This window comes from Mesorhizobium sp. M1295 (assembly GCF_040318135.1).
In the GTDB taxonomy this organism is placed as follows: Bacteria; Pseudomonadota; Alphaproteobacteria; order Rhizobiales; family Rhizobiaceae; genus Mesorhizobium.
In genome coordinates this window covers 198,918-225,915 of the sequence record NZ_JAMYLU010000008.1, presented here as the reverse complement: position 1 = coordinate 225,915, position 26,998 = coordinate 198,918, and the positions used below count along the sequence as shown (strand labels likewise).

General features: G+C 63.0%; 23 protein-coding genes. 15 read left to right on the top strand and 8 right to left on the bottom strand.

Going from position 1 to position 26,998, the window contains the following annotated elements; translation table 11 throughout:
- Positions 1-180: 180 nt before the first annotated feature.
- The 11 genes from pyrH to lpxB all read left to right on the top strand — a co-directional run bounded on the left by pyrH (position 181) and on the right by lpxB (position 11,584).
- Complete coding sequence (gene pyrH / locus NKH29_RS14325; protein WP_023717729.1) at positions 181-903, top strand: UMP kinase; 723 nt, start codon at positions 181-183, stop codon at positions 901-903.
- A 105-nt stretch (positions 904-1,008) separates the two neighbouring features.
- Positions 1,009-1,563, top strand: a complete 555-nt coding sequence (frr, locus tag NKH29_RS14320) for a ribosome recycling factor (RefSeq protein WP_084642476.1) — start codon at positions 1,009-1,011, stop codon at positions 1,561-1,563.
- 32 nt (positions 1,564-1,595) lie between these two features.
- Positions 1,596-2,318, top strand: a complete 723-nt coding sequence (locus tag NKH29_RS14315; protein ID WP_023717727.1) for an isoprenyl transferase — start codon at positions 1,596-1,598, stop codon at positions 2,316-2,318.
- 3 nt (positions 2,319-2,321) lie between these two features.
- Positions 2,322-3,155, top strand: coding sequence for a phosphatidate cytidylyltransferase (locus tag NKH29_RS14310; RefSeq protein WP_352790148.1), 834 nt, complete (start codon positions 2,322-2,324; stop codon positions 3,153-3,155).
- A 104-nt stretch (positions 3,156-3,259) separates the two neighbouring features.
- Positions 3,260-4,402, top strand: coding sequence for an RIP metalloprotease RseP (gene rseP, locus NKH29_RS14305; protein ID WP_352482672.1), 1,143 nt, complete (start codon positions 3,260-3,262; stop codon positions 4,400-4,402).
- A 217-nt stretch (positions 4,403-4,619) separates the two neighbouring features.
- Positions 4,620-6,974 carry an outer membrane protein assembly factor BamA gene (gene bamA / locus NKH29_RS14300; RefSeq protein ID WP_352482671.1) on the top strand — a complete coding sequence of 785 codons (2,355 nt, stop codon included), beginning with the start codon at positions 4,620-4,622 and terminating at the stop codon, positions 6,972-6,974.
- A 182-nt stretch (positions 6,975-7,156) separates the two neighbouring features.
- Positions 7,157-8,215 carry a UDP-3-O-(3-hydroxymyristoyl)glucosamine N-acyltransferase gene (gene lpxD / locus NKH29_RS14295; protein WP_352999935.1) on the top strand — a complete coding sequence of 353 codons (1,059 nt, stop codon included), beginning with the start codon at positions 7,157-7,159 and terminating at the stop codon, positions 8,213-8,215.
- Positions 8,208-8,672 carry a 3-hydroxyacyl-ACP dehydratase FabZ gene (gene fabZ / locus NKH29_RS14290; protein ID WP_023717722.1) on the top strand — a complete coding sequence of 155 codons (465 nt, stop codon included), beginning with the start codon at positions 8,208-8,210 and terminating at the stop codon, positions 8,670-8,672. The genes lpxD and fabZ overlap by 8 nt, the downstream gene beginning before the upstream one ends.
- Positions 8,673-8,685: 13 nt before the next feature.
- On the top strand, positions 8,686-9,519 hold the full coding sequence (gene lpxA, locus NKH29_RS14285; RefSeq protein ID WP_352790151.1) for an acyl-ACP--UDP-N-acetylglucosamine O-acyltransferase: 834 nt from the start codon (positions 8,686-8,688) through the stop codon (positions 9,517-9,519).
- Between the two features lie 6 nt (positions 9,520-9,525).
- Positions 9,526-10,428, top strand: a complete 903-nt coding sequence (locus tag NKH29_RS14280; RefSeq protein WP_023717720.1) for an LpxI family protein — start codon at positions 9,526-9,528, stop codon at positions 10,426-10,428.
- Positions 10,418-11,584, top strand: coding sequence for a lipid-A-disaccharide synthase (lpxB, locus tag NKH29_RS14275; RefSeq protein WP_023717719.1), 1,167 nt, complete (start codon positions 10,418-10,420; stop codon positions 11,582-11,584). Before NKH29_RS14280 ends, lpxB begins: the two co-directional genes overlap by 11 nt.
- Positions 11,585-11,686: 102 nt before the next feature.
- Here the strand turns inward: lpxB and gltA are convergent, their stop codons facing one another.
- On the bottom strand, positions 11,687-13,015 hold the full coding sequence (gene gltA / locus NKH29_RS14270; RefSeq protein WP_023717718.1) for a citrate synthase: 1,329 nt from the start codon (positions 13,013-13,015) through the stop codon (positions 11,687-11,689).
- Between the two features lie 178 nt (positions 13,016-13,193).
- Complete coding sequence (gene gltX, locus NKH29_RS14265; protein WP_023717717.1) at positions 13,194-14,615, bottom strand: glutamate--tRNA ligase; 1,422 nt, start codon at positions 14,613-14,615, stop codon at positions 13,194-13,196.
- A 96-nt stretch (positions 14,616-14,711) separates the two neighbouring features.
- Here gltX and NKH29_RS14260 point away from each other — a divergent pair, with 96 nt between their 5' ends.
- On the top strand, positions 14,712-17,177 hold the full coding sequence (locus NKH29_RS14260; RefSeq protein WP_352790153.1) for a ComEC/Rec2 family competence protein: 2,466 nt from the start codon (positions 14,712-14,714) through the stop codon (positions 17,175-17,177).
- Here the strand turns inward: NKH29_RS14260 and lexA are convergent.
- Positions 17,171-17,902 carry a transcriptional repressor LexA gene (lexA, locus tag NKH29_RS14255; RefSeq protein ID WP_352790155.1) on the bottom strand — a complete coding sequence of 244 codons (732 nt, stop codon included), beginning with the start codon at positions 17,900-17,902 and terminating at the stop codon, positions 17,171-17,173. The two genes, NKH29_RS14260 and lexA, sit on opposite strands and share 7 nt — an antisense overlap.
- 471 nt (positions 17,903-18,373) lie before the next feature.
- Between lexA and kynU the strand changes: the two genes are divergently transcribed.
- Both kynU and NKH29_RS14245 read left to right on the top strand, forming a co-directional pair.
- Positions 18,374-19,621, top strand: a complete 1,248-nt coding sequence (gene kynU, locus NKH29_RS14250; protein ID WP_352908369.1) for a kynureninase — start codon at positions 18,374-18,376, stop codon at positions 19,619-19,621.
- 95 nt (positions 19,622-19,716) lie between these two features.
- Positions 19,717-20,547 carry a hormone-sensitive lipase gene (locus NKH29_RS14245; RefSeq protein WP_352790160.1) on the top strand — a complete coding sequence of 277 codons (831 nt, stop codon included), beginning with the start codon at positions 19,717-19,719 and terminating at the stop codon, positions 20,545-20,547.
- 7 nt (positions 20,548-20,554) lie between these two features.
- Here NKH29_RS14245 and NKH29_RS14240 read toward each other — a convergent pair whose 3' ends face one another.
- The 5 genes from NKH29_RS14240 to NKH29_RS14220 are packed head-to-tail and all read right to left on the bottom strand — an operon-like array spanning position 20,555 to position 25,985.
- Positions 20,555-21,760 carry a molybdopterin molybdotransferase MoeA gene (locus NKH29_RS14240; RefSeq protein ID WP_352999933.1) on the bottom strand — a complete coding sequence of 402 codons (1,206 nt, stop codon included), beginning with the start codon at positions 21,758-21,760 and terminating at the stop codon, positions 20,555-20,557.
- On the bottom strand, positions 21,760-22,266 hold the full coding sequence (gene moaC, locus NKH29_RS14235) for a cyclic pyranopterin monophosphate synthase MoaC (protein WP_023717712.1): 507 nt from the start codon (positions 22,264-22,266) through the stop codon (positions 21,760-21,762). Before moaC ends, NKH29_RS14240 begins: the two co-directional genes overlap by 1 nt.
- Before the next feature lie 2 nt (positions 22,267-22,268).
- Positions 22,269-23,081 carry an indole-3-glycerol phosphate synthase TrpC gene (gene trpC, locus NKH29_RS14230; protein ID WP_352482658.1) on the bottom strand — a complete coding sequence of 271 codons (813 nt, stop codon included), beginning with the start codon at positions 23,079-23,081 and terminating at the stop codon, positions 22,269-22,271.
- Between the two features lie 4 nt (positions 23,082-23,085).
- On the bottom strand, positions 23,086-24,096 hold the full coding sequence (gene trpD, locus NKH29_RS14225) for an anthranilate phosphoribosyltransferase (protein WP_352482657.1): 1,011 nt from the start codon (positions 24,094-24,096) through the stop codon (positions 23,086-23,088).
- Positions 24,093-25,985, bottom strand: coding sequence for a SurA N-terminal domain-containing protein (locus tag NKH29_RS14220; RefSeq protein ID WP_352790165.1), 1,893 nt, complete (start codon positions 25,983-25,985; stop codon positions 24,093-24,095). The genes trpD and NKH29_RS14220 overlap by 4 nt, the downstream gene beginning before the upstream one ends.
- Positions 25,986-26,127: 142 nt before the next feature.
- Here NKH29_RS14220 and tpiA point away from each other — a divergent pair, with 142 nt between their 5' ends.
- Positions 26,128-26,895, top strand: a complete 768-nt coding sequence (gene tpiA / locus NKH29_RS14215; RefSeq protein ID WP_023717708.1) for a triose-phosphate isomerase — start codon at positions 26,128-26,130, stop codon at positions 26,893-26,895.
- The last annotated feature ends 103 nt before the right edge of the window (positions 26,896-26,998 follow it).

The window sequence follows — 26,998 nt, the reverse complement described above, 5'->3', positions numbered from 1 at the left end:
CCGCCCCCCCCCTCCAACACCACCCATTCCTCCGTCCCCCGCTTATTTTTTTAATAACACCCTGAACCAAAATTTACCGGCGCGGCCCCCGTGGCACCCCGCGGCCCCCTTCGTGTATCGGAACGCCCAGTGTTTCGGGGCGCCACCGAAGCGCGTCACACGCATGATGACGAGGACCAGATGACGGTGAAGCCCCTCTACCGACGTGTCTTGCTGAAAGCGTCGGGCGAAGCGTTGATGGGCGAACAGCATTTCGGCATCGACGTATCGGTGGTCGACCGCATCGCCGCCGACATTGCCGAGGCCCGCGCACTGGGCATCGAGGTCGGTGTCGTCATCGGCGGCGGCAACATCTTTCGCGGCGTCGCGGTTGCATCAAAAGGCGGAGACCGCGTCACCGGCGACCATATGGGCATGCTTGCCACGGTCATCAATTCGCTGGCGCTACGCACCTCGCTCAACAAGATCGGCGTCGACGCCGTGGTGTTGTCGGCGATCGCCATGCCCGAGCTGTGCGAAAGTTTTTCGCAGCGTCAGGCAACCGCCTACATGAACCAGGGCAAGGTCGTCATCTTCGCCGGTGGCACCGGCAATCCGTTTTTCACTACCGATTCGGCTGCAGCCCTTCGCGCCGCCGAGATCGGCGCCGATGCTTTGTTCAAGGGCACTCAGGTCGATGGCGTCTATTCGGCTGATCCCAAGAAGGACCCGAACGCGACACGCTTCGAGCGCATCAGCCATAGCGACGTCATAAAACGCGGGCTTTCGATCATGGATACCGCGGCGATTGCACTTGCGCGCGAAAACAACATTCCGATAATCGTCTATTCGATCCACGAGAAGGGTGGTTTCGGTGATATCCTGCGTGGCGGCGGCCGTTGCACGGTTGTCGCCGACGATTAATCCGGACCGTGAACCCGAAAGAGGGACCAGTTCGCGGATTGAGGCTCGAACAGGGTTTTACCCTCAAGGCAGTGAACCCGGGCTAAACGGGTCGAGGAGACGATGATGAGTGGCGAATACGACGATCTCAAACGGCGCATGGACGGGGCGATCGCCGCGTTCAAGCATGATCTGGCTTCGCTGCGCACCGGCCGCGCCTCGAGCAGCCTGCTCGACGCCATCCAGGTGCAGGCCTACGGCACCGCCATGCCGATCAACCAGGTGGCAACCGTGTCGGTGCCGGAGCCGCGCATGATCTCGGTTTCGGTCTGGGACAAGTCGATGGTCAGTGCCGTCGACCGCGCCATCCGTGAATCCAATCTCGGCTTCAATCCAATCGTAGACGGCACCAATCTCAGGATCCCGTTGCCTGAACTCAACGAGCAGCGCCGCAAGGAGCTTGTCAAGATCTCGCACGGCTATGCCGAGAATGCCCGCGTCGCTGTGCGTCACGTTCGCCGGGACGGCATGGACTTTCTGAAAAAGGCGGAAAAGGACGGCGACATCAGCGAGGACGACCACCGCAAACGGGCCGACCAGGTTCAGAAACTAACCGACGAGACAATCAGCACCATCGACCACCTGCTTTCCGACAAGGAAGCGGAAATCATGCAGGTCTAGGGTCTGGCCACGGCTGGCCCGGAAGCGAGAACATGGCAACGCCCGCGCATGTCGCGATCATCATGGACGGAAACGGACGCTGGGCCAAGGCGCGCGGCTTGCCGCGGCTCGCCGGTCACCGCGCCGGCGTCGAAGCGCTGCGCAAGACGGTGCGCGCCGCCCCTAACCTGGGCATCTCCTTCCTGACCGTCTACGCTTTCTCGTCGGAAAACTGGTCACGGCCGAAATCCGAAGTCAGCGACCTCATGGGCCTGCTGAAGCTTTTCATCCGACGCGATCTCGCCGAGTTGCACCAGAGCGGCGTCCGAATCAGGGTCATCGGTGACAGGGCAGGGCTGCAGCCCGACATAAGAGGCCTGCTCGAGGAAGCCGAAACGCTCACTCTCCGCAACGAGGCGCTGACGCTGGTCATCGCCTTCAATTATGGCGGGCGCGACGAGATCGTCCGCACAGCGCGCAAGCTCGCCGCGGCGGTGGCGCGTGGCGAGATCGACAGCGAAGCGATCACGGCAGAGTCCTTCGCCAACTCGCTCGATACAGAGGGCATTCCGGACCCGGAACTGGTTATCCGCACCAGCGGCGAGCTTCGGCTGTCGAATTTCCTGTTATGGCAGGCCGCCTACAGCGAACTTGTTTTTTTGCCTTGCTACTGGCCCGACTTCAGTCGCGAGCACCTGTCCGATGCACTGCGCGATTTCGCCGGCCGCGAGCGCCGCTTCGGCGGACTTGCCGCCCAAGACGTCGCCTCGGGCTGAGGGATGAGCAACCTTCAGCTCCGCGTCATTTCGGCCGTCGTGCTTGCCATCGTTACGCTCGGCCTGACCTGGCTTGGCGGACTGCCCTTCCGGTTGCTTTGCGCTGCCATGGCGGCGGTGATCTTCTACGAGTGGACGCGGATGAGCCGCCCCGTTGCGCCGGCAGGTGCTAATGCTACGGCAGGTTTCCGCTTTCTGCCCGAGGCGCTGATCGTGGTCTTTATCGGTGCCCTCATCGCCGGCCTGCCTGCGTCTTTGCTGCTGCCGCTCGTCGCGGCTCTGGTTGCTGTCGCTGCCATCGCGGCGTCGATGCGCAAGGCAGGACCGTGGGAAGCATCCGGCCTTGCCTATGCGGCGGTTTCCGGCCTGTCGCTGGCCTTCTTGCGCGACGGCGACCGTTCCGGGCTGCTGGCCATCCTCTTTCTGTTCGCCGTGGTTTGGGCGACCGATATTTTTGCATATTTCGTCGGCCGCTCCGTCGGTGGTCCAAGGCTGGCGCCGTCGATCTCGCCGGGCAAGACGCGGAGCGGGGCGCTCGGCGGGGCGATCGGCGGCGTGGTGGCCGGGCTGCTTCTGGCCGCCGTAGCCGGAACGGGCAACGTTGTCGTGCTTGGCGTGATCGCACTGGTGCTTTCGATCGTCGCGCAAGCCGGCGACCTGTTCGAATCATGGATCAAGCGACGCCACGGCCGTAAGGACTCCGGCGCGCTAATACCCGGCCATGGCGGCATCATGGATCGGGTCGACGGGCTTGTCGCGGCGGCTTTCGCCCTATACGTCATCGGCTGGATTTCCGCGACCGCCGACCATCCCGCACAGGGACTGTTCCCGGTTTGAGCGGCATCCGACGGCGGGCTGGCGCGGGTTGCGCCATGGATTCGCCTGGATTGATGTCACAGTCGCAGCGTGACCTGCGCCGTGGATGAATTTGAGGGCATGAATTGAACGAGATTCTTCACGCGGTTTTCAGCACAGAGGGCTTTGTCCTCGGCACGCTGGTGCCTTTCCTGTTCGTGCTGACCGTGGTCGTTTTCGTCCACGAAATGGGCCACTACCTCGTCGGCCGCTGGTGCGGTATCGGCGCAAAGGCCTTTTCGATCGGTTTTGGTCCTGAAATCATCGGCTTCAACGACAGCCGCGGCACGCGCTGGAAGCTTTGCGCCATACCGCTCGGCGGCTACGTCAAGTTCGTCGGCGACATGAACGCGACGTCGAGCCAGCCCAGCTCGGAGGAGATCGAGGCGCTGAGCGACGAAGAACGCAAGGTCGCCTTCCACACGCAGCCGATCTGGAAGCGCGCGGCGACAGTGGTGGCGGGGCCGCTGTTCAACTTCCTGCTGACGATCGCTGTCTTTTCCGTGCTTTTTTCTGTCCATGGCCGTCCCGTGCTGGAGCCGATGGTGGCTGAGGTTACCGTCGGCAGTCCGGCGGCGGCGGCCGGCATCATGCCCGGCGACCGATTCGTCAGCGTCGACGGCAGCAAGGTCGAGACCTTTGCCGACGTCCAGCGTCTGGTCTCCGGCCGTGCCGGCGACAGCATCACCTTCGTCATGCTACGCGGCGGCAAGGAAATCACCGTCACGGCGACGCCGCGCTTGATGGAACAACAGGACGCACTGGGCAACAAGGTCCAGGTGGCCGTGATCGGCGTCGTCAACAACAAGGAACTCGGCCAGCCACGGCTGATCACCTACAGTCCGGCCGGGGCGGTCGGGGCAGCGGTCCAGGAAACCGGACACGTCATTCAGCGCACCGGCCAGTTCCTGCAACGTTTCGTTGTCGGTCGCGAGGACAAGTGCCAGCTGGGCGGCCCTATCAAGATCGCCAAGATGTCGGGTCAGGCGGCAAAGCTCGGCTTTGAATGGCTCGTACAGCTTGTTGCATTCCTGTCAGTCGGGATCGGGATTCTCAACCTTTTGCCGATTCCCCCCCTCGACGGAGGGCATCTTCTGTTCTACGGCGTGGAGGCTGTCATCCGGCGGCCGGTGTCCGAACGGATGATGGAAATGGCTTACCGAAGCGGCCTCATATTGGTGCTCGGCTTCATGGGCTTTGTTTTCTGGAACGATCTGTTTGGGTGCTGAAATCATGAAGGAATTTGGCTTCGGCACGAGCAATGTTGAGACGCCGTTTACCATGCGTGGGGATATGCGTGACGCGAAAGCCACGCCACAGGGTTAAGTAAATACAAATTAACCAGAAGCCTTGCGTGTAGGGAAAATCCGGTTAATACGGTAGGGGAAATTACCGCACGTCCGGTTTTCTCGCCGTGGGGACTTCGAGAAAAGGTACAAAAGCCCGATGAAGGCAGCATCCAAGTTTCTGAGCGCCGCGTCCGCGGTGGCTATGTCCGCCGCTCTGGTTGTACCAGGCGCGCTCGCAGTGCAGTTCGTTGCCACATCGGCCGCCGAGGCGGCTGTCGTCTCCAGAGTCGAAGTCACCGGCAATCAGCGTGTCGACGCGGACACCATCCGCAATTACGTGACGATCAAGCCGGGCAAGGCGTTTTCCAGCTCCGACATCGACGATGCGGTCAAGGCGCTGTTCGGCACCGGGCTGTTTTCGGACGTGCAGATCAACCAAGTCGGATCGACGCTGGTCATCAAGGTTTCCGAATACCAGGTCGTCAACCAGGTGCTGTTCCAGGGCAACAAGAAGCTCAAGGACAACGCGCTTGAAGCTGCGGTGCAATTGAAGCCGCGCAGCACCTTCTCGCAACAGCAACTCGACACCGACGTTGAGGCGGTCAAGGCCGCTTACAGGCGTATCGGCCGCGACGACGCCGCCGTGACCACCCAGATCATGGATCTCGGCGACAACCGCGTGAACGTGGTCTTCAACATCAACGAAGGCGGCCGCACCCAGATCGCAGCGATCAATTTCGTCGGCAACAGCGCCTATTCGAGCCGCCGTCTGTCGGACATCATCTCCACCAAGCGCTCGTCCTTCCTTTCCTTCGTGCTGCGCGACGACGTCTATGACGAGGACAAGCTGCGGGCCGACCAAGAGCTGTTGCGCCGCTTCTATTACAATCACGGCTATGCCGACTTCCAGGTCGTCTCGGCTGTCGGCGAACTCGACGACACCACCAACAAATACACCGTCACCATCACGGTGCAGGAGGGCGAGCGTTATACGTTCGGCGATGTCAGTGTCGAAAGCACAATCCCCGAGGTCGACAGCAAGTCGCTTGAATCGGTAGTCCAGACCCACAAGGGCGATGTCTATAACGCCAAGGACGTCGAGGACACGATCATCGCGCTGACCGAGAAAGTCGCCGGTTCGGGCTATGCCTTCGCCCAGGTGACGCCGCGCGGCGATCGCAACTTCGAAAACCACACGATCTCGGTTGTGTATACAATCGACCAGGGCACCAAGGCCTATATCGAGCGCATCGAGATCCGCGGAAACGATCGAACGCGCGACTACGTCATTCGCCGCGAATTCGATGTCAGCGAAGGCGATGCGTTCAACCAGGTTCTCATCCAGCGCGCGAAGAGGCGGCTGGAAGCGCTCGATTATTTTGAGAAAGTCGAGATTTCCACCGTTCCGGGCTCTGAGCCGGACCAGGTCGTGTTGGTGGTCGACGTAGTCGAGAAGTCGACCGGTGAATTCTCGATCGGTGCCGGCTATTCGACTGGTGGCGAAACGTCAGGTCCGTCCGTCGAAGGTTCTATCAGTGAGCGCAATTTCCTCGGTCGCGGCCAATTCATCAAGGTGGCGGCGGGCGGCGGCAAGAACTCGCGCGACTACAGCTTCTCTTTCACCGAACCTTATTTCCTTGGGCGGCGCATCGCGGCCGGCTTCGACATCTACAAGCAGAGCCGAAACTACGACCATTACGACAGCGATACGACGGGCGCGACAGTGCGTTTCGGTCTGCCGATCACCGACAACATCACGACGCAGCTCGCGTACAATATCGCGCAAGAGAAGTACGAGTTCGACGAAGACTGCGACCCAATGGCCGGTTGCAACGTCTCCCAGGCGATCCAAAACGGAGTTAACGAGAGCCCATGGCTCAAGTCGTCGGTCAGCCTCGGCCTGATCTACAACACCATCGACGACATGAAGAACCCGCATGACGGGCTTTATGCCAATGTCAACACCGAAGTGGCCGGCGTCGGCGGCGACGCCAAGTTCATCAAGGTCACGGCGCGCGGCAGCATCTATCAGACGTTGTCCGAACAATTGGATCTGGTAGGCCTCATTTCCGGCGGCGCCGGCCATGTCCAGGGATATGGCGGCGGCGATCTACGTGTCTTCGACCATTTCCAGAGCAGCGACCGTATGATCCGCGGCTTCGAATATGGTGGCATCGGTCCGGTTGCCTTGGACAACCGCAACGACCATCTCGGCGGAACCACTTATTTCAACGCCTCGGCCGAAGCCCAGTTCCCGCTGCCGGTTATCCCGGAAAGCTTCGGCCTCCGCGGGGCAGTGTTTGCCGATGCGGCAACGCTCTACGGCAGCAAGATTGCAAGTGGCCTCGTCGATCAGTCGACAACCGGAATGGAATGGCGCGCTTCTGTCGGTGTCGGCCTGATGTGGGCATCGCCCTTCGGTCCGATCCGCATCGACTATGCGATCCCGGTCAAGAAGGAAAAGACCGACGACGTGCAGGAATTCAACTTCGGTATATCGACCCGCTTCTGATGTGCGGGTAACGATGCTTCCGGCTCGTTTGGATCCGGATGGGCGGTGACCCGACACTACAGCGCAGCGCGTCCTATTGGACACGCAAAGGATGTTGTAGCACTTTGTTTTTGCGCATGATCCTTTCCGAGGATCGACTTCCGATTTCCGGGGTCATGCGCTAGCTGGATATTGCTTCTGGAATGACCGATCCGGTGTTCTTCGCGCCCTCACGCCGGTATACGGCCGGCGAAGTCGCGAATCTGACCGGCTCGACGCTTGTCGATTCCGGTCTCTCCGATGTATCGATCGAGGCTCTGGCGCCCGCCAACGAAGGCGGCGAGAACGCGCTTGTCTTCGTCGATGGGAGGCGCAATTTCGCGCTGATGCAGTCACTGCGGGCGGCAGCGGTTCTCTGCCCCGCCGAATTTGCCGGCAAGGCGCCGGCGGGCATTGCGGTGCTGGTGCATCCGCGCCCGCAGCAGGCTTTCGCAATGGTCGGGCGCCTGCTTTTCCCGGCGGCTGCAACGCCTGGACCGATGACCAGCGAAACCGGTATCTCGCCGCACGCCCATGTCGATCCGACCGCCCATGTCGAGGCCGGTGCGATCATCGAAGCAGGCGCGGTCATCGGGCCGCGCGCTGCCATCGGCAGCGGAACCGTCATTGCCCCGCATGCGGTTATCGGTCCTTCCTCTCAGATCGGCCGCGACGGCTATGTCGGTCCAGGTGCAAGCGTGCAATATGCGTTGATCGGCAATCGCGTCATCATCCATGGCGGTGCCAGGATCGGCCAGGATGGCTTCGGTTTCGTTGCCGGCGCCAAGGGTCCGGAGCGGGTTCCGCAGATCGGCCGCGTCATCATTCAGGACGACGTCGAGATCGGCTCGAATACGACCGTCGATCGCGGCGCCATGTCCGACACGATCATCGGCCAGGGCACCAAGATCGACAATCTGGTGCAGATCGCCCACAACGTTCGCATCGGCCGCAATTGCATTATAGCCGGGCTTTCGGGTATTTCCGGTTCCGTGACGGTAGGCGACAACGTCACCATGGGTGGCGGCGTCGGCCTTGCGGATCATTTGACCATCGGGTCCGGGGCCAAGCTTGCCGCAAGAAGCGGGTTTATGAGCAATGTGCCTGCAGGTGAGATTTGGGGAGGATATCCGGCGCAGCCGATGGCGGAAGCCATGCGCGAGATAGCGGCCTTGCGCAGACTTGCACGGACGCGCAAACAGGGTGAGGGGGGAAATGGCTGAGATCGCAGCGGCGACGCTCGAAGCGGTTGACATAATGCGGCTGATGAAGCTCCTGCCGCACCGCTATCCGTTCTTGATGATCGACCGCATTGTCGACATAGATGGCGACGAATCCGCCATCGGCATCAAGAACGTCACCATAAACGAGCCGCATTTCCAAGGTCATTTCCCCGACCAGCCGGTCATGCCCGGCGTGCTCATCATCGAGGCGATGGCGCAGACGGCCGGCGCCATCTGCATCCGCAGCCTCGGTACGGAAAAGCCGTCGCTGGTTTATTTCCTGACCATCGACAACGCCAAGTTCCGCAAGCCGGTCGTTCCAGGCGACCAATTGAAAATTCATGTGAAGAAAATCAAGAAACGCGGCAATCTTCTCAAATTCGCCTGCGAGGCCCTCGTCGATGGCACCAAGGCGGCGGAAGCCGAGATCTCGGCAATGATGGTCGCAAGCGGCTGACAAACGAATGCTAATGAAAATCCAGACAGTCATCCATCCATCGTCGGTCATCGAGGCAGGCGCCCAAATTGGCGAAGGCGCCCGCATCGGACCCTTCTGCTACGTCGGCCCCGACGCCGTGATCGGCGACCGTGTCGAACTGGTCAGCCATGTGTCGGTGATGGGCGCGACCACCATCGGTGCATCGACCAAGGTCTATCCGATGGCGATACTGGGCGGGCCGCCGCAGAACACCAAGCACAAGGGCGGCCGTACCACGCTGGTGATCGGCGAGAACTGCGCGATCCGCGAAGGCGTCACCATGCATCTCGGCACCGATTCCAGCCGCGGCGAAACGACGATCGGCGACAACGGCAATTTCCTCGCCTATGCCCACATTGCACATGACTGCGTGGTCGGCAGGAACGCCACCTTCGCCAATCAAGCGACGTTAGGCGGGCATTGCGAAGTCGGTGACAATGTCTACATCGGCGGCCTTACCGCGGTTCATCAGTTTGTCCGCATCGGCGATAACGCCTTTCTCGGCGGTTGCTCGGCGATCGTCGGCGACGTCATTCCCTACGCCATCGCCGTTGGCAACCGTGCCAGCCTTCGCGGCCTCAACATCATTGGCCTGAAGCGCGCCGGCCTGCCGCGTTCCGAGATCCACTTGCTGCGCAAAGCCTACAACACGATCTTCGATCGCTCTCGGACCGTCGGCGAAAACATCGAGTTCGCCAAGGCGGAATTCGCCTCGTCGCCGAGCGCCATGAAGATCGTCGATTTCATCGCTGGCCGCGGCAAGCGGCACTATGCCGTGCCGTCGCTCAAAGGTGGCGACGGCGACGATACCGATGATGAAGACTGAGGGCAGATGACGAAGATTGAGGCTGCCGGAAAGGGCCTTGATCTCGCGCCAGATGCCAAGGTCGGCATCATCGCCGGCGGCGGCAGTCTCCCGGTCGAAATTGCCCGAGCGCTCGCCCGGCAAGGCAAACCTCCCTTCGTCGTCATGGCGGCGGGCGAGGTCGACCGCATAGTCGATTTCGAGCCCTATGAGCAGGCAAGCTTGAGGCTGGAGGACGTCGGCTCGCTGCTGCCGATGCTCAAGCGGCATCACGTTACGCATCTGGTGACCGCGGGACATATTACGCGCCGCCCCAGGCTGAGCGCCATGCGCCTCAATTTGGGCCTGCTCGCCTGGCTACCCAGCCTTCTCGTCGGTGTAACCCGGGGGGACGATACGGTGCTGAAACTGTTCGTGCGCAGGATCGAGCGCAGCGGCATCAAGGTTGTCGGCGCTCACGAGATCGTGCCGGAACTGGTCGCCGCTGAAGGCCCGCTGACCAAGATGGCGCCACGCAAATCCGACTGGCGCGACATCGAGGCGGCGCACGCTGCAGCAAAAGCTATCGGCGCGCTGGATATTGGCCAGGCGGCTGTTGCGGTTGGTGGCCGCGCCATCGCGCTGGAAGGCGTCGAGGGCACAGACGGGCTGCTCGAGCGGACAAAACAATTGCGCGGGCACGGCAGGCTGGCTGGCAGGAGCCGTGGTGTTTTGGTCAAATGCGCCAAGCCCGGTCAGGAACTGCGTGCCGATCTGCCCTCCATTGGCCCGCTGACCGTCGAGGCGGCGCATGCCGCCGGACTGGCCGGCATTGCCGTCGAAGCCGGCCGCTCGCTGGTGCTCGAAGGTCCTGCCACCATCGGGCGTGCCAATGCACTCGGCCTGTTCGTGATCGGCCTGCCTGCTGCGGAGCCGGCGCATGGCGAATGAGCAGCCGTTGAAGATAGCCGTCGTCGCCGGCGAGGAGTCCGGCGACCTGCTTGGCGCCGACCTCGTGCAGGCGTTAAAGCGCATGACCGGGCGCGAAGTTCGGCTCGTAGGCATCGGCGGCCGCCATTTGCAGGCGCTCGGTTTGGCGCCATTGTTCGACGGCAGCGAGATCGCGCTGATGGGGCTTAGCGCTATCCTGCGCGACCTGCCGCGCCTGATGCGGCGGATCGGCCAGACGGCAAACGCGATTGTCGATGAAAAGCCCGACTGCCTTATCACCATCGACAGTCCGGATTTCTCGCTGCGCGTCGCCAAGAAGGTGCGCGCCGCCGATCCGACGATCCCGATCGTCCACTATGTCTGCCCGAGCGTATGGGCTTGGCGGCCGGGCAGGGCGGCGGCGATGAAGCCATATGTCGATCACATTCTTTGTATCCTGCCGTTCGAGGTGAAGGAACTCGCTCGCCTGGGCGGGCCGCCCGGCACCTATGTCGGGCATCGCCTTGCACACGATCCGGGCATAGTCAGTGCCGCCAGGGCGCAGGCGCAGCCGCGTGACCTCTCCGCCGACCGTGTGAAAACGTTGCTTGTATTGCCCGGTTCGCGTCGCGGCGAGGTGCGGCGCCTGGTCGGGCCGTTCGGCGAAACGGTATCGATCCTGCGGGCGCGCGGGCACCGCTTGCGCTTGCTGTTGCCGACGGTGCCGCACGTCGCCGACCTGGTCAGGACCTCGGTCGCGAGCTGGAACGAGAAGCCGGAGATCATCCTTGATGCCGAACGCAAATGGCAGACCTTCGGCAAGGCCGATGCGGCGCTGATCGCGTCGGGGACGGTATCGCTGGAACTGGCACTGGCGGGCGTGCCGATGATCTCCTGCTACCGGCTCGATCCGGTCATGCGCATGGCGCAGGGACTGATCAAAGTTTGGAGCGCAGCCTTGCCCAATCTCATCGCCGACCGGCCGGTCGTGCCGGAACACTACAACCAATATGTGCGTCCGCATTATCTGGCGCGCCAGCTGGAGGCGCTATTCTCCGATACCGCCTACCGCGCCTGGCAGAAGGACGGTTTTGCCGACATCGCCGGGCGTATGGCAACCGACAAGCCGTCAGGCGAGATGGCGGCGGGGGTGGTGATGGGCATGGTGAGGAAGTGAGCGAGTAGTGAGTAGCGAATAGGAAATGGTGCTGGCCGTAACAGCCAAGCTGCTTCAGCTACTACTCGCTACTCGCTACTCGCTACTCGCTACTCGCTACCTTCACCGCTTCGCGATCGGCACGTAATCCCGTTCCGGCGCACCGGTATAAAGCTGGCGCGGACGGCCGATCTTCTGGTGCGGGTCCTCGATCATCTCTTTCCACTGCGCGATCCAGCCGACGGTGCGGGCAACCGCGAACAGCACGGTGAACATGGTAGTGGGGAAGCCCAGCGCCTTCAGCGTGATGCCGGAATAGAAATCGACGTTGGGGTAGAGCTTCTTCTCGATGAAATAGGAATCGGTCAGCGCGATCTTTTCCAGCTCCATGGCGATGTCGAGCAGCGGATCGTCCTTGATGCCGAGCTCGCCCAGGACTTCGTGCGCGGTCTTCTGCATGATCTTGGCGCGCGGATCGTAGTTCTTATAAACGCGGTGGCCAAAGCCCATCAATCGGAACGGATCGTTCTTATCCTTGGCGCGCGCAATGAATTCCGGGATGTGATCGACATGGCCGATCTCGCCCAACATGTTCAGGGCTGCCTCGTTGGCTCCGCCATGTGCAGGACCCCACAGGCAGGCGATGCCGGCAGCGATACAGGCAAAGGGATTGGCGCCCGACGAGCCGGCGAGGCGGACGGTCGAGGTCGAGGCGTTCTGCTCGTGGTCGGCGTGCAGGATGAAGATGCGCTCCATCGCGCGCGCCAGCACCGGATTGATCTTGTATTCCTCGCAAGGCACGGCGAAGCACATATGCAGGAAGTTGGCTGCGAAATTCAGTTCGTTCTTCGGATAAATGAACGGCTGGCCGATGTGGTATTTATACGCCATCGCCGCGATCGTCGGCATCTTGGCGATCAGCCGCATCGAGGCGACCATGCGCTGATAAGGGTCCGAGATATCGGTGGAATCGTGATAGAAGGCGGACAGCGCGCCGACCACGCCGCACATCACCGCCATCGGATGGGCATCGCGGCGAAAGCCGGTGAAGAAGCGCGACATCTGCTCATGCACCATGGTGTGGCGCGTCACCCGGTAGTCGAAATCGTCCTTCTGCGCCTTGGTCGGTAGTTCTCCGTAGAGCAAGAGATAGCAGACTTCGAGGAAGTCGCCGTGCTCGGCCAGCTGGTCGATCGGGTAGCCGCGGTGCAAGAGAATACCGGCATCGCCATCGATGAAGGTGATTTCCGATTCGCAGCTCGCCGTCGACGTAAAACCGGGATCGTAGGTAAATACGCCGGTGGTGCTGTAGAGCGAACCGATGTCGATGACATCAGGTCCTACCGAACCACTTCGTATCTTGAATTCATGGGTTTTGCCGTCGAGTTCCAGTTTTGCCGTCGACGCCTGGGTTTTGCCGCCAAATTCCATCTTTGTCGCAGGTTCGGTCATAGCAAACTCCTTTTTGTTTCCTCAGGCCGGCAACGGCAAAACATTGAACCCAACACGTCAAAAGCATCGGAATACGCACATTTGCGCCCGCAATTGAATCTGCGCGCCAGATTAGGCCAAGACCCAATGTTGCACTGCGAAACACACCTTTCAATGCCAATCTTCTTGGGCCAGTTTCCTAATCGATTTGATCGGCAATCCGCGCCAGGCCTTCCTCGCGGCCAAGCACGGCCAGCACATCGAAGACGCCGGGCGAGGTGCTTTTGCCGGTGAGCGCGGCGCGCAGAGGTTGGGCCACGGCGCCGAGTTTGTGGCCGCCGGCCTGCGCATAGTCGCGGATCGCGGCTTCCGCCGAGGCGGCAGACCAGTCCGAAATCGTGGCCAGTGCCGCATGAGCGCCCCGCAGGATCGCGCGCGCCTCACCGCTGAGCAGCGCCGCCGCCTTCTCGTCGACCGGCATCGGCCGCTCGACGAACAGGAATGCAGCCCCTTCAACAAGTTCGACCAGCGTCTTGGCGCGCTCCTTCAGGCCTGGCAAAGCGGCAAGCAATTGCGCCTTGCGTCTGTCGTCGAGGCTAGCTGCGATCGCCGGACCGCCGTCGAGATAGGGCAGAGTGGCGATGAAGATGTCGAGCAGCGCCGCGTCGTTCATGCGGCGCATGTGCACGCCGTTCAGCGCCTCGAGCTTGGCGAAGTCGAAACGGGCGGCGCCCTTGTTGACGTCGCCAATGTCGAACCATGCGATCATGTTGGCGATCGACATGATCTCATCGTCGCCGTGGCTCCAGCCAAGCCTCGCCAGATAATTGAGCAGCGCCTCCGGCAGGTAGCCCATGGCGCGATAGGCCTCGACGCCGAGCGCACCGTGCCGTTTCGACAGCTTGGCGCCGTCGGCACCGTGGATCAGCGGGATATGCGACATCGACGGCACCTCCCACCCCATGGCATGGTAGATCACCGTCTGGCGGGCGGCGTTGGTCAAATGGTCGTCGCCGCGGATGATGTGGGTGACGCCCATGTCGTGATCGTCGACGACGACGGCATGCATGTAGGTCGGGTTGCCGTCCGAGCGCAGAATAATGAAATCGTCGAGATCCTTGTTGGGAAAGCGCACGTCGCCCTGGACGCGGTCATGCACAACCGTCTCGCCGTCTGTCGGCGCCTTGATGCGGATCGCCCCCTTGGCGCCGGCCGGCGCCTCGGAGGGGTCGCGGTCGCGCCAGCGGCCGTCATAGCGGGGAGGCAGCCCCTTGGCTCGTGCGCTCTCGCGCATTGCCTCCAACTCGGCAGGCGTCGCGTAACAATAATAGGCCTTGCCCATGCGAACGAGTTCCTCGGCCACCTCGCGATGGCGCGGCGCACGCTCGAACTGCGACACCGGCTCACCGTCCCATGTCAGGCCAAGCCAGGAAAGCCCGTCGAGGATGGCCGCGGTTGCCGCATCGGTGGAACGCTCGCGGTCGGTGTCCTCGATGCGCAGCAGCATCGTGCCGGCTGTGTGCTTGGCATACAGCCAGTTGAACAGCGCCGTGCGCGCCCCGCCAATATGCAGATAGCCGGTGGGCGAGGGGGCAAAACGGGTGACGACCTTGTCGGGCATGGAACTCTCAGGCAGGCGAAGGAAGTGGGTTTGCGGACTTTCGCGCGTTGCGCGTTCATGTAGCATAGGAGGTCGAGGGCGCAAGGGGCAGACCCGATGGCTGTGCGAGGCCGTGGTGCGGGCGAGGGCGAGGACGTTGGCAGCGGCGTCAGCGAACGCTTGCTGTTTGCCGCGCCCGTGCCTGTCCTGCCGGCACCGGCATTGCTGCCGGTTCCACGCTTTGATGCCCCGTCGCTGCCGGCGAGCGACCCAGCAACGGTTCTCGTGCCCGCGGCCGAGCCCATCGTGCGCCTACGCCGGCGTTTCCGCCTCCCGTCACCGTCCCGTATCCGCAACGGCGTAACCTCGGCGGTCGGCCTGGAGCTCGACCGTGGGGTTGCCTTCCTGCTGGTGCCGGTGTTCCTCGCATGCGGGGTGATCGTATATTTTGCGCTGGCGGTGGAGCCGGCCTTTCCACAGCCGATCGCAATCGTCGCCTTGGCAGCCCTCTGTGCCGTCGCCTCGCGGTCGTGGCCCAGAACCCGCCTGTGCTTCATGGCGGCGTTGCTCTGCGCGCTTGGCGTGCTTGCCGCCAAGGTCGAGACCTGGCGTGTCGGAACGCATATGCTCGGTTCCGAAATCTCAACGCGCCTCACGGGTCGCGTCGTATCGTTCGAGCCCATGGCGAGCGGCCGCATCAGGCTGACGATCGATGTGATCTCAACCGCCAGGCCGACACTGCGCTACATGCCGGAACGGGTCCGCGTTTCGGCGATGAAAATACCGGCTGAGCTGACCGCCGGTTCCGAGATCGCCGGCTATGTGCGGCTGCTGCCGCCGACCGGGCCGGTGCGGCCCGACAGCTATGATTTCTCCTTCGACAGCTATTTCGCCGGTATCGGCGGCAGCGGCTTTTTTCTCGGCAATCCGAAAGTCGTGTCGTCGGGCAGCATGCCGCTTGCCGCGCGGCTTTCTTCCTCGATCGAAGACGCGCGCGAATCCATCGCCGACCATATCCGCAGCCGCATCGGCGGCGCCGAGGGCGAGATTGCTGCTGCGCTGATCGTCGGCGTGCGCGCCGGCATTCCCGAGGAGATCAACGAAGCGATGCGGCGTACAGGCATCTATCACATCATCTCCATCTCGGGGCTGCATATGGCGTTGGTCGCCGGCACCATCATGGCGCTGCTACGCGGCACCTTTGCGTTGTTTCCCGATTTCTCATCGCGACGGCCGGTCAAGAAATATGCCGCGGCCGCCGCGCTTTTTTCGATTGCGGCCTACCTCGTCTTTTCCGGCATTGTGGTGGCGGCCGAACGCAGCTTCATCATGCTGGCGGTGATGCTTATCGCCGTGCTGTTCGACCGGGCCGCGCTCACCATGCGCAACCTGGCGATCTCGGCCATCGCGGTCATTCTGGTGTCGCCGCACGAGGTGGTCGGTCCGAGCTTCCAGATGTCCTTCGCCGCGACGGCGGCCCTTGTCGGCGCCTATGCAGGCTGGTCCGATTACCGCGCCGGCGGGGCCACCACGCCGCCGCCCCGGCGGTCGCCGCTACGCTTTGCCACTAGAAAGGTACTGCTGGGCATGGGCGGCCTGGCGATGACCTCGATCATTGCAGGGAGCGCCACGGCGCTTTTCGCCATATGGCATTTCCAGCGCGTGGCGCCGCTCAGCCTGTTCGCCAATCTGGCCATCATGCCTATCATCTCACTGGTCGTCATGCCCTTCGCCGTCCTCAGTGCGCTGGCGATGCCGTTCGGCGCGGATGGGCCTTTCCTCTACGTGATGGGCAAGGGGCTGACGGCGATGATCGCCCTGTCCGGGTGGATCTCCGAGCGCTCGCCGATCGATGCGGTCGGGCTGATTTCGCTGAGATCTGTCCTTTTGGTGACGATCGCTCTCGTCATTGCCAGCATGGCGACGACCTGGTTGCGGCTCGTGGCCCTTCCTTTTGCGCTCGCCGGCTTGCTAACGACAACGCAGACGCGCGTACCCGATGTATTGATCTCGGAGGACGCACGGCTCGTCGCGCTGCCGATCGGCAGCGGTGAACTCGCGGTCAACCGGGCACGCCCGAATGAGTTCACCATCGACAACTGGAAACGCGCGCTCACATCAGAGGCTATCGTCGCGCCGGAAACACCTGGAAAGAACGATCCGCAATTCGACATTGCCGATCCGGCCGACTTACCGCCGGGCATGCCGTTCATTTGCACGGACGGTCTCTGCCTTGCCAGGCATCCATCCGGCGCGATCATCGCGCTAGCCAATGACCGCGATACTGCACGGCCAGCCTGCGCCTTTGCCAGCTTGATCGTCATCGACGACGCCACCGCCCATAATCCCTGCTACTACGACCGGCTGGTCCTCGTCGTCACCAAACGGCAACTGGCGCGCGCGGGAAGTGCGGCCGTCTATTTCGATCCACAAGCGGCAACACGCGCCGAAATCCGCTTCGCCGTCGAAAAATCATACCGGCCCTGGCACGTGCAGCGGAAATTTTCCCGCGCGGCGCGGGGCATGCCGCCATACCGCAGAGCCGACAAGCCAAAAGCCGGCGCCAAGGGCGCAGCTCAGTAGCGGCGAATCAGCCCAACGAGCTTGCCCTGCACCTTGACCCTGTCTGGTCCGAAGATGCGCGTCTCGTAGGCCGGATTGGCGGCTTCCAGGGCGATCGAGGCGCCCTTGCGGCGGAACCGCTTCAGCGTCGCTTCTTCCTCGTCGACCAGTGCCACCACGATCTCACCGGGGCTCGCCGTATCGGCATTGCGGATGATCACCGTGTCGCCGTCGAAAATGCCAGCCTCGATCATCGAATCGCCTTTGACCTCCAGCGCATAATGCTCGCCGCCCATGATCATGTCCGGCGGCACCGAGATCGAATGCGTCTGGTGCTGGATGGCATCGATCGGCACACCGGCGGCGATGCGGCCCATCACCGGGATCGACACGGCGGCGACGACATCGTCGTCATTGCCGGCTGCAGGCATGCGCGACGATGTCGGCTTGCCCTGCCGAGGACCTTGCCCAAGACTGCCCTGGATGACGCTCGGCGAGAACTTGCGTGCCGCATTTAGGCCGGGGGCGATCGAATCGGGCAGGCGCAGCACCTCCAGTGCACGGGCCCGGTTGGGCAAACGGCGAATGAAGCCGCGCTCCTCCAGCGCCGTAATCAGCCGGTGGATTCCCGATTTGGAAGCCAGGTCGAGCGCTTCCTTCATCTCGTCGAAGGAGGGCGGGATACCGCTTTCCTTCAGCCTTTCGTGGATGAACATAAGCAGTTCGTGTTGTTTGCGTGTCAGCATAGCGACCCCCAACAGAATCAGAAAAACAAACCCAGAACAAACACTATCTGTTCCAGTTGTGTTCCGCAACTGTTTAAAGTTTAATGAATGTGTTAGGGCTCGGGAAACGATACCACTCACCAAACCGGAACGCTGCATTTTCACCGCCGCGGGCGTCATCGCCTTGATTCTGCTTTCGTTTGCGGCCTCTGGGTTCCCAGAAGGCGGCACTGGTATCGGCCGTCAGCCGGCAAAGGGCACGGAATTGAAGCCGTATCGACTGTGCGGTTTGGTCAATGCACCGTGAACGAAACGAACTCAAAACGCCAACCTTGGGTTGGCTTGGCTCCTGGTTTCCACCGCGTGGTCAGGCAACTTGTCGCCGGTGGAGCCTTGCTGCGCGATACCAGGTAATGGAGAACCGCTCGTGACCGATGGATGCCGTCGATGCGTGTCCGGCGTTGCGGTGAATCTTGGGGGAGCAGACAAATCATGACAGGAATTCGCGATCTCGTTGCCATAAGGGCGATGGATGCTGCAGATCCGCTGCGCGCGATGCGCGACCGCTTTGTGCTGCCGCAAGGAGTGATCTATCTCGACGGCAATTCGCTAGGGGCCGCTTCGCGTGCAGCTTTCGATGAATTGAGCAAGGCAGCGACCGAAGAATGGGCGCATGATCTCATCCGCGCCTGGAACACGGCCGGCTGGTTCAACATGCCGCTCGAACTCGGCGACCAGCTCGGGCGCCTGATCGGTGCCGCGGCCGGCCAGACGGTGGTCTGCGACACGACATCGGTCAACATCTACAAGCTGCTGCACGCCGCCATGGCCATGCGGCCGGAGCGGCAGGTCATCGTCGCCGAGGGCGACAGTTTTCCGACAGACCTCTACATGGCTGAGGGTGTGGTTTCGACGCGAAAAGATACGCTGCTGCGCCTCTCGGGGGTCGACGCGCCGAGCATCGAAGAGCTGATCGACGAACGCACCGCCGTGGTGCTGGTCAACCACGTCAACTACAAGTCGGGCGAACTGCGCGACATGCCGGCGCTGACGCGCAGGGCCCAGGAAGCCGGGGCGATGATCGTCTGGGATCTCTGCCACACCGCCGGTGCGATGCCAGTCGAGCTCGACACGGCAAACGCCGATTTTGCCGTTGGCTGCACCTACAAATATCTGAATGGCGGACCGGGCGCGCCTGCCTTCATCTATGCGGCTGAGCGGCATCTTGCCGACATCCAGCAGCCGCTCACCGGCTGGTGGGGCCATGCACGGCCCTTCGCCTTCGAGCCAGGCTATGCGGCCGGCACCGGCATCCGCCGGTTTCTGTGCGGCACCCAGCCGGTCCTGTCGATGCGCACGCTGAAGGGCGCGCTCGACATCTGGAACGATGTCGACATGACGGCGGTGCGCAAGAAGAGCATCGCGCTGGCTGATCTGTTCATCGAGCTCGTCGAGGCAAAGTGCGGCACTTACGGGCTAACGCTCGAAAGCACGCGCGACGGGGAAAAACGCGGCAGCCAGATTTCATTCATGCACGAGCATGGCTACCAGATCATGCGCGCGCTGATCGAACGTGGCGTGATCGGCGATTTTCGCGCGCCATCGACCATGCGCTTCGGCTTCACCCCGCTCTATGTCGGCTATGCCGATGTCTGGCAGGCCGTCGAAGTGCTTGAGGACATCCTGCGCACCGGTGCGTGGAAGGATGCGCGCTTCGCCATCAAGGCGGCTGTCACTTGAGATTGATGCGAGAGCTGGAATCGTGAGGCTGGCGACGACGCGCCGCGCGATGCTCACGCTCGTTGCAAGGCCATATTGCCAGGGGAGGGCGCAGGGTGTTCGAACGTCACATTGCCGATTGGGACAACGCCTATGCCAACGGCGCCAACATAGCCGGCAGCGATCGCTGGCCGGCGGCCTGGGTCGAGCCCGCGCGGGTTTTTCGCGACGTGCTTTCGACCGAGGGCCGGGCGCGGCTCGACATGGCCTATGGCCATGGCCCACGCAACCGGCTCGATCTTTTCCTGCCGGCCACCAAGCCCAAGGGGCTCGTGGTGTTCGTCCATGGCGGCTACTGGATGGCATTCGACAAGAGTTTCTGGTCGCATCTTGCCGCTGGCGCTGTTGATCGCGGCTATGCCGTGGCGATGCCGTCCTACACGCTCTGTCCGCAGATGCGCATTGGCGGCATCGTCAAGGAAGTCGGCGCGGCGATCGGCAAGGCGGCGGGGATGGTCGCAGGGCCGCTGATGCTGACCGGACACTCGGCCGGTGGCCATCTTGTTAGCCGGATGGTTACGACGACGACGCCGCTGGCGCCCGAAATTGTCCGGCGCATTCGCCATGTCGTATCGATCTCGGGTGTGCACGATTTGCGCCCGATCATGCGCACCGGCATGAACGAGACGCTGGCGATCGATGAGGCCGAGGCGCAGGCCGAAAGCCCGGTGCTGCTGCGCCCGATGGACAAGGCCCGCCTGACCTGCTGGGCCGGCGGCGGCGAGCGCGCCGAATTCCTGCGCCAGAGCGCGTTGCTGGCCAACATCTGGATCGGCCTGGGTGCCGCGACCAGTTCGGTGGTCGAGCCTGACCGGCATCATTTCAACATCATCGACGGTTTGGCCGATCCAGACCATCCGCTGACCCGGACCTTGATCTCGGAGTGAGGCAGGTTCAGCGTAGCATCAGCACGTCGCAAGCGGCGCCCGCCGCCGCGGCGGGCGTGAACGGCGCACGGACGATCAGCCCGTTGGCATCGGCCAGCATTTTCAGCATCGAGGAATCCTGGATGCTGAACGGCGTCGCCACGAGCGTGCCGGCCTCAGCGCTGACAACAGCCCGCACATAATCCTGCCTGAGATCGTTGGCCGGCATGGCAGCGCCGAGCCGTGCCTCACGCATATCCTGCTGAAAGGCGCGGCCGCCGAGCCGCGCCAGCAGCGGCTTCAGGAAGAGCTGGGTGCAGACCAGGCTCGCCACCGGATTGCCGGGCAAGCCGATGCAGCGAATGTCGCCCAGCCGCCCGAACATCAGCGGCTTGCCCGGCCGCATGGCGATCTTCCAGAAATCGAGAGTCATGCCTTGCCCGGTCAGCACGTCATGGACGAAATCGTGGTCACCGACCGAGGCACCGCCCAGCGTGACGATGACGTTCGCGCCAGCCTTCACGGCCTTTTCCACCAGCGCAGCGATCGCCTCCCTGCGGTCCGGCGCGATGCCAAGGTCGAGCACTCGCGCACGGACCGACTGTGCGGCGGCGGCGACACCATAGGCGTTGGAGGAGATGATCTGGTCGGGGCCAAGCTCGCTGCCCGGCGGCAGCAATTCGTCGCCGGTGGCGATGATGGCGACCAACGGCCTTTTGACCACGCCGACCTCGGGGTGGTTGGCCGATGCCGCCAGCGACAAGGCCGCCGGGTCGAGCAGGCGGCCTTTGTGCAGCAGGACGTCGCCTTTGGCGAAATCGAGCCCGAGGCGGCGGATGTTTCGCCCCTGCACCGTCGGCTCCGTCACTTCGACGACACCGCGGCCGAGATCGCGGACGTTCTCCTGGATGACGATGGTGTCGGCGCCTTCGGGAAGCGGCGCGCCGGTGAAGATACGGACGGCCTGCCCCTGCTGCACCGTCCCGGCAAAGCCGCTTCCGGCCGGCGCCATGCCGACCACCGAAAGCTTTGCTGGTAAGGACGCGATATCAGCCGCCCGCACGGCATAGCCGTCCATGGCGGAGGCGTTGAACGGCGGCTGAGTGCGGAGCGCCACAACCGGCTCCGCCAGCACGCGGTCGGCGGCATCCAGCAGCGCGACGCGTTCGCCCTGCAGTGCAGCTGCGCCGTCCAACAGGCGCTCGAGCGCCTCAGCAACTGGGACCAGCGCCATCAGCGGCCTGCCTCGGTGACCCCATCTTCGGTGATCTTGTAGTCGCCGGATTTGCCGCCGGTCTTTTCAACCAGCCTGATACCGGAGATGACCATGGCGCGGTCGACCGCCTTGGCCATGTCGTAGATGGTCAGGCAAGCGACCGAGACGGCGCTCAGGGCCTCCATCTCAACGCCGGTTTTGCCCGTGACGCGGGTCAATGCTGTGACCTTCAGGCCGGGCAAAGCTGCGTCCGGCTCGATATCGACAGATATCCTGGTCAGCAGCAGTGGATGGCAGAGCGGGATCAGTTCATGCGTCTTCTTGGCCGCCATGATGCCGGCGATACGCGCGGTACCGAGCACGTCGCCCTTCTTGGCATCGCCGGCGAGGATCATGTCCAGGGTCTCGGGCCGCATCGACACGAAGCCCTCCGCGACTGCCGTGCGCACCGTCTCAGCCTTGTCGCCGACATCGACCATGTTGGCTTCGCCGCGCGCGCCAAGATGGGTGAGGGCGGCCGCCATCCTCAGATCGCCTCTGCCGGCGCCTTGCCCGTCAAAAGCAGGCGCGTTGCAGCGGCCACGTCCTGTTGACGCATCAGGCTCTCACCGACCAGAAAAGTGGCGATGCCGCTCCGCTCCAGCCGGCGGCAATCGTCATGCGAAAAGATACCGCTCTCGCTGACCAGAAGGCGGTCGGCGGGCACCATCGCGACCAGCCGTTCCGAGGTCTCGAGGCTGGTTTCGAAGGTCCGGAGATTGCGGTTGTTGATACCGATCAGCCGCGACGACAGCTGCAGCGCGCGTTCCATCTCAGCCTCGTCATGCACTTCGACCAGCGCGTCCATGCCGAGCCCGAAAGCTGTCGCTTCGAGTTCTCTTGCCAACGCGTCGTCGACGCTGGCCATGATGATCAGTATGGCATCGGCGCCCCATGCCCTGGCCTCGTAGACCTGATAGGGATCGAACAGGAAATCCTTGCGCAAGGCAGGCAACTCGACGGCAGCGCGCGCATCGCTGAGGAACGCGGGCGCCCCCTGGAAAGAGGGTGCGTCGGTCAGCACCGAAAGACAGGCGGCACCGCCTTCCGCATAGGCCCTGGCCAGCGCCGGCGGATCGAAATCGGCGCGGATCAGGCCTTTGGATGGGCTAGCCTTCTTGATTTCGGCAATCAGCGCGAACCTGCCGGATTGGCGCTTTGCTTCAAGGGCGGAAAGAAAGCCGCGCGGCGCTTCGGCGTCCGTTGCCCGTGCCTTGATCTCGGCAAACGGCACTTGCGCCTTGGCCGCCGCGATCTCGTCGCGCTTGTAAGCCTCGATCTTGCGCAGGATGTCGGACATAGTTCTAACCGTTCGAAATCTCGACCAGCCTGTCGAGCACTTTCAGCGCGCGGCCGCTGTCGATGGCCTGCGCCGCCGTCACCATGCCGTCGGCAAGTGTCGTCGCCTTGCCGGCCACCACCAGCCCGGCGCCGGCATTCATCAGCACCGTGTCGCGAAAGGCGCCGGCGGCGCCGCCCAGCATGTCGCGCAGTGCCTGGGCATTGTGGGCGGCGTCGCCGCCGCGCAACTCGTCCTTGGTGTGACGCTTCAGCCCGACCGCTTCCGGGGTCAGCACAAAGCTGCGGATCTCGCCGCCGGCCAATTCGGCGACCTGCGTCTCGCCGGTGGTGGTGATCTCGTCATAACCGTCGCCATGGACGACCCAGGCATGGTCGGCACCAAGCTCCTTCAACGTTTCTGCCACCGGCATGATCCATTCGGGCAGGAACACGCCGACCATCTGCCGTCTGACACTGGCCGGATTGGAAAGCGGACCCAGCAGGTTGAAGATGGTGCGGGTGCCGAGCTCGACCCGGGTCGGGCCGACATGCTTCATCGCCGGGTGGTGCGCCGGCGCGAACATGAAGCCAACTCCGGCCTCGTGGATGCAGCGGCCGATCGTCTCCGGAGGGATGTCGATCTTGACGCCCAACGCGATCAGAACATCGGCGGCGCCGGTCAGCGAGGACAGTCCGCGATTGCCGTGCTTGGCGACGGGCACGCCGCTGCCGGCGATGACGAAGGCGGATGCGGTCGAAATGTTGACGCTGTGCGAATTGTCGCCGCCGGTGCCGACAATGTCGATGGCGCCCTCGGGGGCTTCGACGCGCAGCATCTTGGCGCGCATGGTGGCGACGGCGCCGGCGATCTCGCTGACGGTCTCACCGCGCACCCGCAATGCCATCAGGAAGCCGCCGATCTGGCCGGGGGTGGCGTCACCGGACATGATGATGTCGAAGGCCTCGCGCGCCTCCTCGAAGGAAAGAGCGCTACCGGCGGCGACCTTGGCGATGTGGATCTTCAGCGCGCTCATCTGGCCAGGGCTTGGGTTACGGCCGTCTGATCGATGCGGACGTCATATTGCGTCTGCAACTGCGCCACCAACTGGTCGAGCAGGTCGTCGGACATACCGGAGGTGAAGGATTTCTGCGCGTCCTGGGGTACTGAGTTGGCGTCGGCCCCGGCGGGCTCGAATACCTCGGCAACCTTGAACAGGATCTGTCCGTCGCCCGTGGGCGAGGGGATCAACCCGGTGCCGCCTTCGCCGACGCCGAACATCGCGGCGGCCCCTTCCTTGCCGAAATCGACGTCGTCAGCATCGCGCTTGACGCCGCGCTTGGTCTGCTTTTCGAGCTTGAGCTCACCGGCGATCACCTCGAGCGTGGCGCCGGCCTTGAGACGCTTCTCGAGCTCTTGTGCCTTTGCGGTAAGCCGTTTGGTAGTCTCCGCCGCGGTCCAGTCGGCCACGACCTTCTGGCGGACTTCGTCCAGCGTGCGGTCGCGGGCCGGCGTGATCGCGCTCACGTCGTAGAAGACGAAGCCGTTATCGGCGGTGGTGAGGCCTTCATTGTCGGTTCCGGGTTCGGATTCGAACACCGCCTTGATGAGCGCCGGCGATTCCGGCAGGTCTTTGACGATGCTTTCATCCGGCCTTCGGCCGGTGCGGTCGATGGCGTCGATGGTAACGACCTTCAGCTTCAATTTGGCAGCTGCCTCAGCGAGCGAACTGCCGGAGGCGCGCGTATCCTCGTAATTGTCGTGCACGTCCAGCAAGATGCGGCTTGCCTCGCCCAGTGCCAGATCCTTGCGGATCTGCTCGGACACTTCGGCCAGCGGCTTCACCACTTCGGGCTTGACCTCGGTGACGCGCAGCAGAACGGGGCCAAAGGCGCCCTGTACGACCGGGCTGACTTCATTGGCGTTGAGCTTGAAGGCAGCATCGGCAACCGCCTTGTCAGCGATCTTGTCCTTGGCCAGCGTGCCGAGCAGGGTGTCGGCCGGCGTCTTGCCTTCGGCGGCGACGATCTTGTCGAAGGTCGCGCCGGTCCTGAGCGAATCGAGCGCCGCCTTGGCAGCATCAGGCGTCTTGAACACAAGCTGCTCGATGGTGCGCATCTCGGGCGTGGTGTAGCGCGCCTTGTTCTTGTTGTAGTCGTCGCTGACCTGTTGATCGGTCACTGCGCTCAAATCCATGATGTCTTCCGGTTCGAGCCTGACATAGGAGAACTTACGGTATTCGGGCGCGGCGTAGGTTTTCTTGTTCTCCCCGAAATAGGCCGAAAGCACGCTGTCGGACGGCGCTTCTATCGGTTCGACCAGCGATTTCGGCAAGGTCAGGTAGTCGATTGTGCGATCTTCGCCGCGATAGAGCGCGACCGCCTTGAAGAATGTATCCGGGGCTTTGAGGCCATCCGAAACCGCCTCGACGATCTGCTGGCGGACCGCCACCTGGGCGCGGTTTTTCAGATAGTCCTCCGGCCGCATGCCGATCTGCCGGAGCAGGTACTCGAAGGTTCGCCTGTCGAAGGTTCCGCCAGGCCCTTTGAACGCCGGGTCTTCGCGGGTCAGTTCGGCCAGCCGGTCCTTGGACAGGCCGAGGCCGAGCTTGCGGGCCTGCTCGTCGAGGACGGCGCCCGAGACGAGTTGCGCCAGCACCTGGTTGTCGATGCCGAGCGCCGTCGCCTGCTCACGGCTGATGCGCTGGCCGAATTGCTGCGACATTACGCTGAGCTGGCGATCGTAGGCGAGGCGGTATTCGTTGATCGAGACCTTGGTGCCTCCGGCCGTAATCACGGCGTCATGGCCGGCAAGACCGCCCATCAGCCGCCCCGAGATGCCCCAGACGGCGAAGCTCAACACCAACAATGACAGCAGCAGTTTCGCGACCCAGGTCCCCGCCGCGCTTCTCAACATACCAAGCATGAGTACTTCCGATTTTTGCGCATTTCGCATGCGCCGAGTCTGAAACAAGCGCAATAGCGCCCTTCCTGCTCACTGTCGATTGCTTTGTGGCCTGATTTTGATAGTGAGAGCCAGCTGGAAATTGCCCGGAGAAACAAATCCCATGACGCCTGGAATCCGCCCGCTCGTCGCCGGCAACTGGAAAATGAACGGGACCAGCGCCTCGCTCAACGAGCTCAGGATGATCGGCAACGGCTTCATGAGCGGGCTCGACGCCGAGACCGAAGCCGTGGTCTGCGTGCCGGCGACCTTGCTTGCGCACGCCGCCGAGATTCTGTCGCGCACGCCGGTCCGGGCCGGTGGTGAGGATTGCCACACCGAGGAAAGCGGCGCCTATACCGGCTGTATTTCGGCGGAGATGCTGAAGGATGCAGGCGCCAGCCATGTCATCGTCGGCCATTCCGAATGCCGTGCTGATCGCAAGGAGAACGATGCCATAGTGCAGGCCAAGGCCTCCGCCGCATGGCGCGCCGGGCTGGTGGCTATCATCTGCATTGGTGAGACAAGAGCCGAACGCGAAGCAGGAGCCACGCTTGACGTGCTGTCGCGCCAGGTTGCGGGCTCGGTACCGCCAAACGCCACGGCGTCCAACAGCGTCATTGCCTATGAGCCGGTATGGGCGATCGGCACCGGCTTGACCCCGACCGCCGCCGACGTCGCCGAGGCGCATGCGCATATCCGTGAAGAACTGGCGCGGAAGCTTGGCAATACGGCGGCCAAGATGCGCATTCTCTACGGCGGCTCGGTCAAGCCGTCCAACGCCGTCGAGTTGCTCGGCGTCAGGAATGTCGACGGCGCGCTGGTCGGCGGCGCCAGCCTGAAGGCAGCGGACTTCCTCGGCATCGCGGAAGCCTATCGAAACATCGCTTGATACCGGGACTGCTTGCTGGATTTGAGCGGACGGCCGGCGCCGGAATCGTTGCAAAGGACGCATTGCTTCCCATATTCCGGCCACGGGCTTGGAAATGCCGTCA